Origin of the sequence: Bradyrhizobium sp. A5, assembly GCF_042076515.1 — a bacterium.
Classification (GTDB): Bacteria; Pseudomonadota; Alphaproteobacteria; order Rhizobiales; family Xanthobacteraceae; genus Bradyrhizobium; species Bradyrhizobium cosmicum.
Map to the genome: position 1 here is coordinate 5,656,717 of NZ_CP148990.1, position 15,936 is coordinate 5,672,652.

15 protein-coding genes are annotated in these 15,936 nt (G+C 64.0%); 4 read left to right on the top strand and 11 right to left on the bottom strand.

Annotated features, from left to right (window positions below):
• The first annotated feature begins 63 nt into the window (after nucleotides 1–63).
• A complete protein-coding gene (gene pncB, locus WHZ77_RS26880) occupies nucleotides 64–1,368 on the top strand; it encodes a nicotinate phosphoribosyltransferase (RefSeq protein WP_375310716.1) in 1,305 nt (434 codons plus the stop codon).
• 28 nt (nucleotides 1,369–1,396) lie between these two features.
• On the opposite strand, the gene WHZ77_RS26885 is transcribed toward pncB, so the two are convergent.
• Nucleotides 1,397–2,017 carry a TetR/AcrR family transcriptional regulator gene (locus tag WHZ77_RS26885; protein WP_375314820.1) on the bottom strand — a complete coding sequence of 207 codons (621 nt, stop codon included), beginning with the start codon at nucleotides 2,015–2,017 and terminating at the stop codon, nucleotides 1,397–1,399.
• A gap of 679 nt (nucleotides 2,018–2,696) precedes the next feature.
• Here WHZ77_RS26885 and WHZ77_RS26890 point away from each other — a divergent pair.
• Both WHZ77_RS26890 and WHZ77_RS26895 read left to right on the top strand, forming a co-directional pair.
• Nucleotides 2,697–6,101 carry an acyl-[ACP]--phospholipid O-acyltransferase gene (locus WHZ77_RS26890; RefSeq protein WP_375310717.1) on the top strand — a complete coding sequence of 1,135 codons (3,405 nt, stop codon included), beginning with the start codon at nucleotides 2,697–2,699 and terminating at the stop codon, nucleotides 6,099–6,101.
• 5 nt (nucleotides 6,102–6,106) lie between these two features.
• Nucleotides 6,107–6,784 carry an esterase/lipase family protein gene (locus WHZ77_RS26895; protein ID WP_375310718.1) on the top strand — a complete coding sequence of 226 codons (678 nt, stop codon included), beginning with the start codon at nucleotides 6,107–6,109 and terminating at the stop codon, nucleotides 6,782–6,784.
• On the opposite strand, the gene WHZ77_RS26900 is transcribed toward WHZ77_RS26895, so the two are convergent.
• The 4 genes from WHZ77_RS26900 to tcuA form a co-directional block, all read right to left on the bottom strand.
• Nucleotides 6,777–7,343: a disulfide bond formation protein B gene (locus tag WHZ77_RS26900; RefSeq protein ID WP_375310719.1), complete on the bottom strand. Its 567-nt coding sequence runs from the start codon at nucleotides 7,341–7,343 to the stop codon at nucleotides 6,777–6,779. The genes WHZ77_RS26895 and WHZ77_RS26900 overlap by 8 nt on opposite strands.
• 10 nt (nucleotides 7,344–7,353) lie before the next feature.
• Entirely contained in the window at nucleotides 7,354–7,512 is a 159-nt protein-coding gene (locus WHZ77_RS26905) for a DUF5993 family protein (RefSeq protein WP_375310720.1), read from the bottom strand.
• Between the two features lie 66 nt (nucleotides 7,513–7,578).
• Complete coding sequence (tcuB, locus tag WHZ77_RS26910; protein ID WP_375310721.1) at nucleotides 7,579–8,685, bottom strand: tricarballylate utilization 4Fe-4S protein TcuB; 1,107 nt, start codon at nucleotides 8,683–8,685, stop codon at nucleotides 7,579–7,581.
• A complete protein-coding gene (gene tcuA / locus WHZ77_RS26915; protein ID WP_375310722.1) occupies nucleotides 8,672–10,063 on the bottom strand; it encodes an FAD-dependent tricarballylate dehydrogenase TcuA in 1,392 nt (463 codons plus the stop codon). Before tcuA ends, tcuB begins: the two co-directional genes overlap by 14 nt.
• 158 nt (nucleotides 10,064–10,221) lie before the next feature.
• On the opposite strand from tcuA, the gene WHZ77_RS26920 reads away from it, so the two are divergent.
• Nucleotides 10,222–10,905: a GntR family transcriptional regulator gene (locus WHZ77_RS26920; RefSeq protein ID WP_375310723.1), complete on the top strand. Its 684-nt coding sequence runs from the start codon at nucleotides 10,222–10,224 to the stop codon at nucleotides 10,903–10,905.
• A gap of 5 nt (nucleotides 10,906–10,910) precedes the next feature.
• On the opposite strand, the gene WHZ77_RS26925 is transcribed toward WHZ77_RS26920, so the two are convergent.
• The 6 genes from WHZ77_RS26925 to ybaK form a co-directional block, all read right to left on the bottom strand.
• On the bottom strand, nucleotides 10,911–11,666 hold the full coding sequence (locus WHZ77_RS26925; RefSeq protein WP_375310724.1) for an IclR family transcriptional regulator: 756 nt from the start codon (nucleotides 11,664–11,666) through the stop codon (nucleotides 10,911–10,913).
• Between the two features lie 8 nt (nucleotides 11,667–11,674).
• Nucleotides 11,675–12,556, bottom strand: a complete 882-nt coding sequence (locus tag WHZ77_RS26930; RefSeq protein ID WP_375310725.1) for an NAD(P)-dependent oxidoreductase — start codon at nucleotides 12,554–12,556, stop codon at nucleotides 11,675–11,677.
• A gap of 63 nt (nucleotides 12,557–12,619) precedes the next feature.
• Complete coding sequence (locus tag WHZ77_RS26935; protein WP_375310726.1) at nucleotides 12,620–13,816, bottom strand: ABC transporter substrate-binding protein; 1,197 nt, start codon at nucleotides 13,814–13,816, stop codon at nucleotides 12,620–12,622.
• Nucleotides 13,817–13,832: 16 nt separating this feature from the next.
• Nucleotides 13,833–14,690: an alpha/beta fold hydrolase gene (locus WHZ77_RS26940; protein WP_375310727.1), complete on the bottom strand. Its 858-nt coding sequence runs from the start codon at nucleotides 14,688–14,690 to the stop codon at nucleotides 13,833–13,835.
• Nucleotides 14,687–15,091: a hypothetical protein gene (locus tag WHZ77_RS26945; protein WP_375310728.1), complete on the bottom strand. Its 405-nt coding sequence runs from the start codon at nucleotides 15,089–15,091 to the stop codon at nucleotides 14,687–14,689. The genes WHZ77_RS26940 and WHZ77_RS26945 overlap by 4 nt, the downstream gene beginning before the upstream one ends.
• A 283-nt stretch (nucleotides 15,092–15,374) precedes the next feature.
• Entirely contained in the window at nucleotides 15,375–15,848 is a 474-nt protein-coding gene (gene ybaK / locus WHZ77_RS26950; RefSeq protein WP_375310729.1) for a Cys-tRNA(Pro) deacylase, read from the bottom strand.
• Nucleotides 15,849–15,936 lie beyond the last annotated feature (88 nt).

Genomic DNA, 15,936 nt, shown 5'->3' on the forward strand with positions numbered 1-15,936 from the left:
CCGAAAACCTGATCCCCGCCAAACCCACTGGTTGCGCAGGGTCGGTCACGCTAGAGTTGCCCCATGACAGTGACCGACATTGCGAGCCGGACCTACAATCACAGCTGGCGGCTGGATCCCATCGTCCGCAGCCTGCTTGATACCGACTTCTACAAGCTATTGATGTTACAAATGATTCGGGAATCTTACCCGAGTCAGCAGGTGACCTTCTCGGTCATCAACCGCTCGCGCCATGTGCGGCTCGCCGAGATCATCGACGAGGACGAGCTGCGCGCCCAGCTCGACCACGCCCGCACCATCCGCTTCGCCAAGAAGGAGCTGATCTGGCTTGCCGGCAACACCTTCTACGGCAAGACCCACATGTTCTCGGCGGACTTCATCCGCTGGCTCGCCGAATTCCGTCTGCCCGAATACGAGCTGCGCAAGGTCGAGGGGCAATATGAACTGCATTTCCACGGGCCGTGGAGCCACACCACGATGTGGGAGATTCCGGCGCTTGCCATCCTCAACGAATTGCGCTCGCGCGCGGCGATGAAGGGTCGCGGACGCTTCGAGCTCGACGTGCTTTATGCCCGTGCCAAGGCCAAGCTGTGGACCAAGGTCGAGCGGCTGCGCAAGCTCGAGAATCTGAAGCTCTCCGACTTCGGCACGCGCCGCCGCCACGGCTTCCTGTGGCAGCGCTGGTGCGTCGAGGCGGTGAAGGAAGGCCTGGGCCCGTCCTTCATCGGCACCTCGAATGTGCTGCTCGCGATGGACAATGACCTCGAAGCCATCGGCACCAACGCGCATGAGCTGCCGATGGTGGCGGCGGCGCTCGCCAGGGACGACGAGGAATTGCGCTGGGCGCCCTATCGGATTCTCGACCAGTGGCGGCAGACCTATGGCGGCAACCTCCTGATCGCGCTGCCCGACGCATTCGGCACGAAAGCCTTTCTGCGCGATGCGCCGGAATGGGTGGCCGACTGGACCGGCTTCCGTCCCGACAGCGCGCCGCCGATCCAGGCCGGCGAGGAGATCATCGCCTGGTGGGAGAAGAAAGGCCGCAACCCCAGGGACAAGCTGCTCGTGTTCTCCGACGCGATGGACGTCGGCTCGATCGAGGAGACCTATCACCACTTCGCCGGCCGCTCGCGCCTCTCGTTCGGTTGGGGCACCAATCTCACCAATGATTTCGTCGGCTGTCCGCCGGACGGCTCGGTCAATCTCGATCCGATCTCGATTGTCTGCAAGGTGACGTCGGTTGACGGGCACCCGGCCGTCAAGCTCTCGGACAATCCGGAAAAGGCAACCGGCCTTCCCTCCGAGATCGAACGTTATCTGCGCGTTTTCGGCGACGCCGGTCGCGTGCGCAAACCGGTGCTGGTCTAGCGCTGATCGATGACGCGCCCCGACAGCGTTACCGCACGGGCAGAATCCCGAGACCTGCCAGATGCGCGTCGAGAAACTGGTCGAGCTGCTGGCGCAGCATCTGCGGCGGCACGGCGATCATGCGCTCCTCGAGACCGAGCGAGATGATGCCGTGCACCGCGGAAAACAGGGTGCGCGACAACAGCGCGATCTTCACGTCATCCGCATCCGGTAACAGTCGTAGCAGAGGCGGATGCATCAGCGCGAAGGCATCCATCACCATCTGAAGGATGTCATCGGGGTAAGGACGATCGTCCTCCATCCGATGCTCGAACAGCGAGCGCAGTAAATTGGCGTGCTCGGAGAAGAATTCGAGATATGTCGCCGCAAGCCCATAGAGCTGGCGAACAGGATCATCTGCCGGAACCCCGCTCAGCCGCACCGCCAGAGCCTGTACAGTCTCCCGATTGACCGTCAGGATCACTCCGTCGAAGTCTCCGAACTCGTTATAGACGCTACCGACCGAGCAGCCGGCGGCCTCCGCGACGTCCCGAACTTTCAACGATCTCAATCCTTTAGCAGCGATAATGCCGCGGGCGATCTCCAGGATCTGGAGCCGCCTCCGGAATTTTTTATGGTCGCGCGGCGATTCTTCTTGAACATTGTTCATTTTCAAGCTACTCAATTGAACATTGTTCAAATTAACCCGGAGGACTGCCAAATGCAAATGCTCGCTGTTGATATTGCCACCACCTTCGTCGATGACGCGGCGGCTCTCGTGACCGGATTGGGCCGAACCATCTGGCGGTTCGCCATGGCCCCGGTCGATCGCATTGCCAATGCCTGCGATATTGCCGGCGTGCTCACTGAGCGCCGCGCGACCTTCCGGATGTGGCGGGCCAACCGCGCCCGTGCCCGTCGCGAGGGCGGCCGCTTCAGCCTGCTCGGCCGCCTCTCGCCCTTTCGACACCTCGCCCATCTCACGTAAGGCGGGTTCACCCGGCGCGTTCCGATCAGATCAAATACAATATCTGATTGCAACGAAGGGCTTACCATGTCCCGGCATCGGCAGCCGGTTTTGCGACTCTTCGCAATGCGGCTCAACTTTTCCTCATGGCCTGGCGCGGTATCCCGGCAGGTCCGGCGCTTCCGTCCTAACCACAGCTGCAACCAGATATTTGCGAACCTAACGAGACTACTTGGAGACCAACAGGATCGGAAGGATCGAAGGGACAGAGCAGACCGGCGGGCGTCCCCACCCCGCCATCGTTCGCCCTACGCAAATCCGGTCGTGACGTCTCACCGACAGCACAAGAACTTCAGGCCGTTTTTCCAAAACAGGACTCGTCATGATCAGGGAATTGATGTCGTCACGCCGCTTCGCGCCGCTGTTCTGGGCGCAATTCTTCTCGGCGCTCAATGACAACGTGCTCAAGAACGCACTCGTCATCATCCTGCTTTACAGTGCCGCGACCGGCCACGGCGATGCCCTGGTGACGGTGGCAGGCGCCGTCTTCATCTTCCCCTATTTCATCCTGTCCGGGCTCGGCGGGCAGCTCGCCGACAAATACGTCAAATCCGTCGTCGCGCGGCGGCTCAAATTCGCCGAGATCTTCGCCGCGAGTTTTGCCGCCGCCGGCTTCTTCCTGCACTCGGTGCCGCTGCTGTTCGCAGCGCTGGCGCTGTTCGGCGTCATCGCTGCCCTGTTCGGTCCCGTGAAATACGCCATGCTGCCGGACCAGCTGGAGCTCGGTGAGCTCGCGACCGGCAACGCGCTGGTCGAAGGCGCGACCTTCATGGCGATCCTGCTCGGGACTGTCGCCGGCGGCCAGTTCGTGGCCGGCTCCGCGCATATGGGCTGGGTCGCATCGGCCGTGGTCGTGCTGGCCCTGATGTCCTGGGCCTTCGCGTCCCGCATTCCGCAGACAACGCCATCCGCCCCCGATCTGCCAGTCAACGCCAATCCCTGGACCTCGACGTTCGGCCTGTTGAAGACTCTGCATGCGGACCACCGGCTGTGGGACGGCACCGTGATCGTCTCGTGGTTCTGGCTGGTCGGCGCCGTCGTGCTGTCGCTGCTGCCGGCGCTGGTCAAGGACGTCGTCGGTGGCACCGAGAGCGTGGTGACGCTGTGTCTGGCGATCTTCGCGATCGGTATCGCCATCGGCTCGCTATTCGCGGCCAGCCTCAGTCACGTTCGCCCGAACCTCGCGCTGGTGCCGATCGGCGCCATCATCATGGGGTTTGCCGGCCTCGATCTCGCCTGGGCCATCGGTGTGACCGCCAAGGGCCAGGACATCGCTGCGGTCGACTTCGCAACCTCGTTCGCCGGCCTGCGCATGCTGATCGACTTCGTCGCCTTCGCGTTCGGCGGCGGCTTGTTCGTCGTTCCCTCTTTCGCCGCCGTGCAGGCTTGGTCGGAACCGTCCGAGCGCGCCCGCATCATCGCCGCCGGCAACGTGCTGCAGGCCGCCTTCATGGTGGTCGGCTCGCTGTTCGTGGCTCTGTTGCAGGCGGCTGGCCTTCACATCGGCTGGATCTTCTTCGGCCTCGGCGTCGCCAGCTTCGGCGCGGTGTGGTTCGTCCTGACGAAGTGGGGCAAGGAAGGCGTGCGCGATTTCGGCGGACTGCTGTTCCGCGCCCTCTTCCGCACCGAGGTTCGCGGCCTGGAAAACCTGCCTCCTCCGGGCACGCGCATGCTGATCGCGCCCAACCATGTCAGCCTGATCGACGGCCCGCTGCTGCACGCCGTACTGCCGATCGACGCCAGCTTCGCGGTCGATACCGGCATCGCCAAGGCCTGGTGGGCCAGGCCGTTCCTGCGCGTGGTCAAGCATTACACCATGGACCCGACCAAGCCGCTGGCCGCGCGCGACCTGATCAAGCTCGTCGCCGCAGGCGAGCCGGTGGTGATCTTCCCGGAAGGACGCATCACTGTCTCCGGCTCGCTGATGAAGGTCTATGACGGCACCGCGATGATCGCCGACAAGGCCGACGCCGTGGTCGTGCCCGTTCGTATCGAAGGCGCCCAGCGCTCGCATCTCAGCTACCTCAACAGCAGCCAAATCAAGCGCTCGTGGTTTCCGCGGGTGACGGTCACCATCCTGCCGCCGATCAAGCTGCCGGTCGATCCGTCGCTGAAGGGCAAGGCCCGCCGCAATGCCGCGGGCGCCGCACTCCAGGATGTGATGATCGACGCGCTGGTGAAGAACGCTATGCTCGATCACACCCTGTTCGAAGCGCTGGGACACGCCTATCGCGACCGCGATACCGGCAAGGTCATCGTCGAGGACGCGCTCGGTACCAAGCTGACCTATCGCAAGCTGATCCTCGGCGCGCAGGTCCTGAGCCGCAAGCTGGAAACCGGGACGTCCGCCGGCGAGAACGTCGGCGTGCTGCTGCCGAATTCCGCAGGCGTCGCCGTCGTCTTCATGGCGCTGCAGAACATCGGCCGCGTCCCGGCGATGCTCAATTTCTCGGCCGGCCCGGTCAACGTCCTCGCCGCCATGAAGGCGGCGCAGGTCAAGACCGTGTTGACGTCGAAAGCCTTCATCGAGAAGGGCAAGCTCGACAAGCTGATGGCCGCGATCTCCGTTGAATCCAGCGTCGTCTATCTCGAGGATGTCCGCGCCTCGATCGGCGCGGCCGACAAGATCAAGGGGCTGCTTGCCGGCACGACGCCGCGCGTCGTCCGTCAGCCCAACGATCCGGCGGTCGTGCTGTTCACGTCAGGCTCGGAAGGCACGCCCAAGGGCGTCGTGCTGTCCCACCGCAACATCCTTGCCAATGCAGCCCAGGCACTGGCGCGGGTCGATGCCAACGCCAATGACAAGGTGTTCAACGTACTGCCGGTGTTCCACTCCTTCGGCCTGACAGGCGGAATGATGATGCCGATGCTCGCGGGCATTCCGATCTACATGTATCCCTCGCCGCTGCATTACCGGATCGTGCCCGAGCTGATCTACCAGACCGGCGCAACCATCCTGTTCGGCACCGACACGTTCCTCACCGGCTATGCACGCTCGGCGCATGCCTACGACTTCCGCACCCTGCGCCTGGTGATCGCCGGCGCGGAGGCGGTGAAGGATCGGACACGCCAGGTGTTCATGGAGCGCTACGGCATCCGCATCCTCGAAGGCTATGGCGTCACCGAGACCGCGCCGGTGCTGGCGATGAACACGCCGATGGCCAACCGTCCCGGCACCGTCGGCCGCCTCTCGCCGCTGATGGAAAGCAAGCTCGATCCGGTCCCCGGCATCGAGGAAGGTGGACGCCTGTCGGTGCGCGGGCCGAACGTGATGCTCGGCTACCTCAGGGCGGAGAATCCCGGCGTGCTCGAGGTACTTCCCGAGGGCTGGCACGACACCGGCGACATCGTCGCGATCGACCCGGCTGGCTTCATCACCATCAAGGGGCGCGCCAAGCGCTTCGCCAAGATCGCGGGTGAAATGGTCTCGCTGTCGGCGGTCGAGGCAATCGCGACCGCGTTGTGGCCGCAGGCCGCATCGGTCGCCGTGTCGATCCCCGACCAGCGCAAGGGCGAGCGCATCGTGCTGCTGACGACGGAGAAGAACGCAGAGCGCAGCGCGATGCAGGGCCAGGCCAAGGCGATCGGTGCGTCCGAGCTCACCGTTCCCGCGGCGATCATGGTGGTCGACAAGGTGCCGCTGCTCGGCACCGGCAAGACCGACTACGTCACTGCAACCACGATCGCCCGCGAGCAGGCGACGGCGCCGGAGCGCGAAGTGGCGTAAGTGAGATGCACGCGGCACGGAATGCGGTCGGCGCGCGATGCCCTAGCGTGGTTCTGCTCCATGGCATCGCGCGCACCTCGGCATCCCTGAAAGGCCTCGAACGGTCGCTCCAGGCGAACGGCTTCGCCACGCTCAACATCGACTACGCCAGTCGCACCAAGCCGATCGCGGACCTTGCCGACGATATCCACCCGGCGATTGCTCGCTTTGCCGCAAGTGATATGCCGCTGCATTTCGTGGCCCATTCGATGGGCGGCCTGGTGACGCGCGCCTATATCGCGAAATACCGGCCGAGCAAGCTTGCCCGCGTCGTGATGCTCGGCACACCGAACAGCGGCAGCGAGGTCGCCGATTTTCTGAGCGGATCTTGGCTCTATCGTTCGTTCTATGGACCGGCGGGGCGCGAACTCACCACCGCAAGCCGATCAAACGCCTCTCCCCCGGTGGACTATCCTGTCGGCGTGATCGCAGGAAATCGCTTCATCGATCCCGTCGCCGGCCTCCTTATTCTCCCGAAGCCGAACGACGGACGAGTCTCCGTGCAAAGCGCGTTGCTTGCCGGCATGACCGACCATATCGTCGTGAAAGCCTCCCATACCGGACTTCCACGCCACGCCTTAGTGATCGAACAGACTGTCGCCTTCCTGCGCGAGGGACGCTTTCGCGCGGCTTCCGTCACCTGAGCAGGAGATAGCGCACCGGATTGTCGTCGCACTGACCCGCGCCGCACTCCAGCACGGTGGACAGGAGATTTGCGGCAACCAGCAATGCGAAGATTGCGAATGACGCGTTTGATAACAGCCCATCCAGAGGCGGATCTTTGTCAAGGCTGCCGGTCGCATCCTTAAGCAAGAACACAAGCGCGACGTAACCCACGATCAGGACTGCCGCGATCAGCGCCCAGGTATAGAAATGCAGCCCCAGCAACGTCGTACCGTATCCGGGATCACCGGGCGCGAGATGCAGCCCCACCTGCCGGATCGAGATGAAGCCGGTGACGAGACCGGCGATGAGGATCATCGCATAGTGCGACCCGCGCTCACCAAGGCGCAGGTTGGACAGAAATCCCATGCCGATCGCGATGAAGCCGGCCCGCTGCAGCAGGCAAAGCGGACAAGGCAACTCGCCCAGCACGAGCTGATAGTAGAATGCGACGGTCAGGACCAGTGAGATGCCGAGCAGCCCAAGCATATTCAGGACTACGCCGACCGGACGTTGCTTGTTGATCTCCAAAGCGGTCATGTCGACACCGTCAGAACGAGAGCTTCAGCGGATCGGTCGCGTGATGGAAAAACCATGCGACCGTAACGAGGATGGTTGCGCTCCAGAGCGCATAGCTCAATCCCAAGCGGATATGCCAGATGCAGGCACAGCCTGCCAGCGCCAGCAAAAACGGTAGAAACATGTACATGAGAGCGGGCCCCCGGGCGATTCGCGCCGTCGCAAGGCGCAGGCATACGTCAGCCCCGCCTGTCCCTCAAGAGCCGGCTTCGCCGCGACGCTCCTGCGCATAGCGCACCAGCGCTGCGAAGCGATAGATGCCGTGCACGAACTTGCCATAGGGCATGGTGATGAACAGCGCGAACACGGCGCCGAGATGCAGCGCCAGCAGCGGCCCCATGGCCGCGGTCTCGCGCAGGAGCAGAAGCAGCATGCCGGTGAGACCCGTCAGGAACAGCATGGCGATGAAGCCGACATCCATGCCGTAGCGCTGCTCGTCGAGCAATTCGGGCGCGCGGCGTGACTTTGCGATGAACAGGCCGATCGGTCCGATGATGAGGCCGATGCCGCCGAGCGTGCCCAGCACGACGGGCAGGTCCCACCAGGGATACGGCGCTTCGCGGGCGAGCAGATAGTGATACAGCGTGGCGACGGAGGTTGCGGCAAAGCACAGCAGGAAGCCGTAGAACGTCAGGTGATGATACAGCTTGCGCCGGTCAGTCGGCTTCTCGTCCTCGTTGTAGCAGCCGACGCCGCCGCCGTGGAGATAGCGCAGCTCGCCCGCATCGCGGATCGCTTGGAAGATCGAGCCGCCATCGGCGCGTCCGCCGATCGGGGTGCCGATATCGCGCCAGAACGCGCGCACGCTCATGACCAGCGCGAGGATCGCGTAAAGGAAGGCTGCGCTGAACAGAACGGCCATCGTGTTATGCGGCATCAGTCTGTAGAAGGCGCCGGGGCCGGTGTGCACGCCGAACAGCACGCCGCGCTCGTTCAAGGCGGCAAAGCCGAGGATGAAGGCCGCCATGCTGAGCGCGGCGATGACGCTGATGACGAGGCCGTTGCGCGCAAACGCGCCGGACAGCGCCTGCGGCCAGGCGTAGGCCGCGTAGGACTCGGCGCGTGCGACCGCCAGCGTCTGCGGGACGTTGACGTTGAACTCGTGCGGCGGCGAGAACTGGCAGTCGACGTAGCAGGCGCCGCAGGAATGGCAGAGATTGGCGAGATAGTTGAGGTCGCCGTCGGAGAAGGCGCGGCGCATCTCCATGGCCGGGAACACCGCGCAGAGCCCCTCGCAGTAGCGGCAGGAATTGCAGACCGTCATCAGACGATCGGCTTCGTCCAGAATCCTAGTTCCGTGCATGTTTCGCCGCTTCCCGTCCTGCGATTCGCCCGAACACGCTGCCGATGGTCATGCCCATGCCGGCCGCATAGCCCTTGCCGAGCACGTTGCCCGCCATGATCTCGCCGGCCGCGAACATGTTGGCCGACGGCCTGCCGTCAGCCATCAGCATGCGCGATTCCTTGTTCACGCGCGTGCCGAGATAGGTGAAGGTGATGCCGGGCCGCACCGGATAGGCGAGATAGGGCGGCGTCTCGATTCGCCGCGCCCAGTGGGTCTTGGCCGGCGTGATACCCTCAGTGACGCAATCGTCCAGGACCGTATGATCGAACGTACCGGGGCGCACCGCGGCGTTGAATTCGGTGATGGTTTTCTCCAGCGCAGCCGGATCGAGTTCCAGCTTGCCAGCGAGTTCGGCGACCGTCTGCCCCGCAATCGGCGGAAACAGCGTCGGCATGAAGCTGGTGACGACCGTCGAATCGAAGATGATGTAGGCGATCTGATCGGGCTGCGCGGCGACCAGCCGGCCCCAGATCGCGTAGCGCTTCGGCCAAATGTCCTCGCCCTCGTCATAGAAGCGCTGGGAGTGCTTGTTGACGACGATACCGAAGACGACGGAGTCATGGCGCGTGATGATGCCGCCGTCGAATTTCGGCGCGCGGGCGTCGATCGCCACCGCATGGCACTGCGTGGGGTCGCCGACCTCCTGCACGCCCTTGTCGAGCAACATTTTCAGGATCGAGCCGCGGTTATAGGGCGTGCCGCGGATCAGGAAGTTGTCGGCGGCCTCGCCCCAGTATTGCTTCAGCCATTCGATGTTGGCCTCGAACCCGCCGGCCGCGGCGACCAGCGACGTCGCGCGAATCTGGGTCTCGCCGTTGATCGGCCGCTTGAGGCGCGCGGCAAGGAACATGCCGTCTTCGATCACGAGATCAGTGACCTCGGCGTCGTATTCGACGTCTACGCCGAGCCGCTCGGCGGTCAAGTATAACGCGTTCAGCATCGCCCGGCCGCCGCCGAGGAAGAAGGAGTTGGTGCGGCCGAGGCTCAGCGTTCCGCCGAGCGAGGGCTGCCAGCGTACACCCTGCTCCACGATCCAGTTCAGGATGTCCTTGGACTCCCGGATCATGTGACGGGCGAGCACCTCGTCGGTTTTCCCGCCGGTCACGCGCAGCAGATCCTCCCAAAACTCCTCTTCGGTATAGGGGCCGGTCAGGATCTCGGTCGCGGCGTCGTGAGCGCAGCGCATGTTGCGGGTATGGCGGGTGTTGCCGCCACGATAGAACTTCGGCGCGCCTTCGAGCACGAGAACCGAGGCGCCGCCGCGGCGCGCCGAAATCGCCGCGCACAACGCCGCGTTGCCGCCGCCGATCACCAGCACGTCGTATTTGCTGCTCATGCCGTCTGCCCGCTGCGACGAAGTTAGAGACATTCTGCCCGCCGACGACTCCGGTCAACCGGACTGCCATTGCGCACGTTTGTATACAAAGATATACAAATCCGGCGCAAGCGGCATCTGTGCATAGGCAGGATGCGCTTGGCAGCCCAAGAGGACGCATGGCCAGACGCCCGGCAAAGGCAGGCGGATCGATCGCACGTGGCGGCGGCGTGGCGCTGGGAGAAGCGGTGTTCCGCTCCCTCTGCGAAGCGCTTCAGGCCGGCAGCTACCGCGCCGGCGACCGCCTGCGCGAGGAAGAGGTCGCGCAGCGGCTGAAGGTCAGCCGCACGCCGGTTCGAGAAGCCTTGGGCCGACTCGCGGCCCGCGGCTTCGTGGAGCCCGCCGGTGGCCGCGGGGTGATCGTGCGCAACCTCGATATTTCCGAGGTGCTCGAGCTTTACGCCATGCGCGAAATCATGGAGGGCGCCGCCGCGCGCCTCGCCGCCGAACACGCCTCGGCGACGGAGATCGACGCGTTCAGGGATATCGAGCAGGCTTTTGTCGAGGCCTCCGAGACCGATGCGGCCGAGATGGCGAGGCTCAACCGCGTCTTCCACGAGGCCATCTGCCGCGCGGCGCGCAACCGCTATCTGGATAACGCCTCTCGCGAATTGCAGGACTGGATCGCCCTGCTCGGCCCTACCACCTTCACCGTGACGGGACGCTCGTCGACCAGCCACGGCGAGCATGAGGCCATCATCGAGGCCATTGCCATGCACGACGGCAACAAGGCCGAACAGCTCGCGCGCGCGCATATTCGCGAAGCGCTGCGCTGCCGGCTGAAGCTGCTGCAGAAGCAGTAGACCGCTTATCGCCGCGCCCGCCGCGCAGGACGCGCATCATCGACCGAGGCTGCGAGGGCAGCGTCGAGCAGGTCGGTCGGCCCGCCCAGCGCACGCGTCAGGCGGATGGCGGCCTTCAGCAGCAGCGATGTCATCGTCTTGATCGTGTCCCGCGTGAAGCGCGGCTTCGGCCCCGAGAGCGACAGCGCACCAACACATTTTCCGCCGGGACCGAACACCGGACAGGCCAGCCCGGCGCAATCCGGATCGCGCTCGCCGAACGACACGGCGATGCCCCCCTCGCGGATCTCGTCATAGGCCTCGCCCTTTTCGCCGTCGAAGGCCAGAATGACCCGGCCGGCCGCTCCCCGGTCGAGCGGCAGCAGAGCGCCCGCCTCGACCCGGTCGAGCGTCGAATGCTGGGAATCGACGCGAAAGACACAGAGCCTGCGCCTGGCGTCATGCCGCACATGGTACGACGGGCTTTCGGTCCCGTCGGCCACGAGCTGGCGCAGCAGCGGCATGACGCGATCATGCAGATTGTTGCTGCGCTGGTAGACCGCGCCGAGCCGGAACGGTGTCGGGCCGAGATGGTAACGGCCGTCGGCGAGCTGCACGAGATAGCCGAACTCCTGGAGCGAGGTCATCAGCCGCAGCAGCGTGCTCTTGTACATCTTGGTGCGACGCGCGAGCTCGGCCAGCGTCATCGGCTCCGGCGCATCCTCGAAGGCCGCGAGGATGGTCAAAGCACGGTCGACGGCTGCGACACCGGGCGAAGGCATACAGTCTCCTACTCTGGGAATCCGGAGGGATCGATCAGTTTAGCGATGATCGGAAAGTACGCATCGCCCATGCCCTTGTCGATCGTCTCCTCGAATATCTCGCGCATCAGCGTTGCGCCGCGCAAATTCAGCCCGGCCTGGGTACCCAGCTCCAGTGCGTAGGACAGATCCTTCATTGCATATTCGGTCGAGAAGGCGCGCGGCGGAAACTCCTGGGCGATGATCGCCTTCATGCCGTGGTTGCGGAGTGCAAAACTGTCCGCCGAGCCCTTGGACAGCGTCTCCAGCAACAGCTTCGGCTCGACGCCGCTGTGCTTGGCGATCGCGACGGCCTCGGCCAGCGCGTTCACTGTCTCGAACAGCACCATGTTGTTGAGGATTTTCGTCACCTGCCCCGCCCCGGTGCCGCCGCAAAGAGTGACGTCGGTGGCGAAATGCCGGATCAGCGGCTCGACCTTCGAAAATTGCTCGGGTGTCGCGCCGACCATGACGCTAAGCGTGCCGTCCTGCGCTGCCTGACGGGTGCGCGCGATCGGCGCATCTATCCAGAGCGCGCCCTTGTCCGCGAGTTGCTTGGCGAAGGACCGCGTCAGGCCGACGTCGGAGGTGCCGAGATCGATCACTGTCTGGCCGCTCCTGATCGCCGGCAGGATGCCCGAGAATACCGACATCACGTGTTTGGCGCTGGGCAGGCACAGGAAAATTGTCTCGCTGCCGCCGACCAGATCTTCGACCGACTTCGCCGCCGTCGCACCATCGGCCACGATCCGCGCCAAGGGCTCCGCGGCGAGATCGAACGCAAGCATCGCCCGTCCGCTCTTGCGCAAAAGATTGCGGCAGATCGGCTCGCCCATGACGCCGAGACCGATGAACCCGATCACACCAGACATTCCGTATTCTCCTCGAAAATCTCGCCGCCGGACGGGCACGAGTGCCCGCCCGGTCGACGCTGCTTACTTCACAAGCGGACAACCGCCTTCGCTCATCGGCCGGAACACCTCTTCGCCCGGCTTGGAACTGACGACCTTGTAGTAGTCGTACTTGTACTTGGACTCCTCCGGCTTCTTCACCTGCACCAGATACATCGTGTGCAGCACGCGCCCGTCGGGACGGATCGTAACGTCCTTGTTGTAGGCGTCGTTGACCTTCATCTCGTGCATCTTTGCGGCGACGGCCGTCGCATCCGTCGTGCCCGCTGCCTTCACGGCGGCAAGATAATGATGAACGCCGCTATAGACGCCGGCCTGCACCATGCTCGCGACCTTGCCGTTCATCAGTGCCGCATAGCGCTTCGACCAGGCGCGGGTCTCCTCGTTGAGATCCCAATAGAACGAGGTCGTCACCTGCAGGCCCTGGGTAACCTTCAGTCCCAGCGAATCCACGTCAGTGATGAAGACGAGGAGACCGGCGAGCTTCTGGCCGCCCTCGACGACGCCGAACTCGCCGGCCTGCTTGATTGCGGTCTGCACGTCCGCGCCCGAGGTCGCAAGCCCGACCACGTCGGCCTTCGAGCCCTGCGCCTGCAACAGGAACGAAGCGAAGTCGGCGGTGCCGAGCGGATGCGCGGCCGAGCCGATCACCTTGCCGCCCGCCGCTTCGATGAATTTCGTGGCGTCACGCTGGAGCGCGTGGCCAAATGCGTAGTCGGCCGTCACGAAATACCAGGTCTTGCCGCCGGCACGCGTGATCGCATCGCTGGTCAGCTTCGACAGCGCGTAGGTGTCGTAGTTGAAGTGAAAGCTGACGGGCGAGCAGGACTTTCCGGTGAAATCGGACGAACCGGGACCCGAGATCACGAAGATCCTATTCTTCTGCTTGGCGACTTCCAGGATGGCAAAACCGGCCGAGGAGGCCGCGCCGTCCGCGATCATGTCGACACCCTCATTGTCGAACCATTTTCGCGCGGTGGCCGAGGCAATGTCCGGCTTGTTCTGGTGATCGGCCGAGATGATCTCGATCTTCTTGCCGAGCAGTTCGTTGCCAAAGTCCTCCGCTGCGAGCTTTGCCGCGGCGACCGAGCCGCGCCCGCCATTGTCGGCGAACACGCCGGACTGGTCGTTGAGCACGCCGATCCTGATCACATTGTCCGCCGCAAACACGGCGCCCGTCTGGGCGGCCAGAATGGCCGCCATCATCCAACGCAACTTCATAACATACGCCTCCCTTTTACGAATTTTGCTTGTCGAGGATGTCTTGCAGCACCGGCGCGATGTAGCGACGGAACTGCGCCGGGTTCTCACTCATCGGAAAATGGCCGAGCCGCTCCATCACGGTCACCTTGGCACCGGGGATGCCGGCAGCGGTGCGCAGCGTGTCCTCCGGCGTGCAGGAAAAATCGTACTCACCGGTCAGGAGATAAAGCGGGCACTGGTCGACATCGATAGCGCTGGTGCGTCCGCGCAGATCGCCATCGACCCGGTAGAAATAGAGGTCGCCTTTGAAGATGCCGGGACCGCCCTGCTTGTAGCCCCACAGCGTCTCGTTACGTGAGGCTTCGGGACCATTCGGCGCGATCAACCCGGAGACCAGCGCCGCGCAGACCTCGCCGCCGTGAATATCAGGGCGATTGAGCCAGGCCGTGTCGTACCAGGGCTGCTGGAAGTCGGCTGACTCGAGCCCGATCAGCGCGCGAAATTCACGCGCATGTTCGATAGCAAGATTGAGCACGATGCGGCCACCGATCGAGCAGCCCATCACCACCGGCCGCTCCAGCTTGAGCGCCTTGCAGAAGGCGCGGATGGTTGCGGTGTAGCTCGCGGTGGTTAGCCGGTATTCGCTGGCATATTGGCTATCGGGCGGATTGGACTTGCCGTGCCAAGGCATGTCGAAGGCGATCACGCGAAAGTTTTTTGTGAACTCCTCGTCCGCGAGCAGATGGCGCCACTGCCGGGCGTCGGAACCTGCGGTGTGCAGACAGACCAGCGGAATGCCGCTGCCGTTCTCCTCGAAATAGATCCGGTTGATCTCGCCGTCGATCTCGACGTGCACGTAGCGGCCGACGATCGGTTCGATGAAGCCACTCATGACGCACCCCCAAAGCCGTTTTGGCGCGGCAGCGCGAGAACGTCCTTGAAGTATTGCAAATGCGCCATGAAGGGATGCAGATCGCCTTCGAGGCTCGCCTGCCCGCGCTTGGTCAACGCCAGCACGTCATGCCAGCCGGCCGGCGGCATAGCCTGCCAATAGGCGGCGAATGCGGCCGGCGTCGCGCGATAGGCGAAACGCCAGGATCGCATCAGGACCGGCGCAGGCGTCATGTCGACAATCTGTCCGGCGCGGATCGCGACATGAAACGGCTGCGTGGTCGGCCCGAGCAGGCAATCGACGTCGAGCCAGCGGCCGCGCGCTGTCAGCGCCGCGTCGCGCGCCAGCAATTCCGGGATGGCCCTGAAGCCTTCGAAGATCGCCTCTTGTGTGTACGTCACCGGCGGATCAGCGCTTGGGTGGACGCGTTGGGATTCCATCGTTTCGTCCCTCGGACTTTCTTCGTTCTATTAGGCGGAACGATATTCTATTTCTACTGCAGATCTATACAGACCCCGCGCGTGAACTCAAGTCCGGCCGATGTTGTGGGACAGCGTCAGGAAATCAGGGCGACGGACGCACCACGCTTGCCGATCTGAGTGACTTGGCTAAGGAATCAGCCGACCATCGGGCCGGGCACCGAGAGCGCGATTGAGACAATCGCAACCTCGCCATCAAGCTTCTTCAGGCGAGCACATCCGCCGCGACCGCTTTCAGGACATCCCGCACGTCGGTGGGCTTGAGCCGAACCTGCAAGCCGCGCTGGCCACCGTTGAGAAAGACCTGGTTATGCGCGAGCGCGCTCTGCTCGATCACAGTGCGCACAAGCTTGCGCTGCCCGAACGGGCTGATGCCGCCAACCTTGTAGCCGGTGACGCGCTCGGCTTCGGGCGGCTTCATCATCTGTGCGGACTTCCCGCCGGCGGCAGCGGCGAGCTTCTTCATCGAGACTTCCTGGTCGGACGGAACGACGACGCAGACCGGCTTGCCGTCCACCAGCGCCATCAGCGTCTTCAGGACGCGCGCCGGGTCCTCGCCGAGTGCGGCCGCCGCCTGGAGCCCGATGCTCTCGGCATCAGGGTCGTAGTCGTAAGTGTGAACGGAGAAGGCGACTCCGGCCGCTTCGAGCGCGCGCGTGGCTGGGGTGACTTTGGACATGAACGGTGTTTACCACCGTCGTTGCGAGGAGCGAAGCGACGAAACAATCCAGACTATCCCCACGGATGCAGTCTGGATTGCGTCGCTA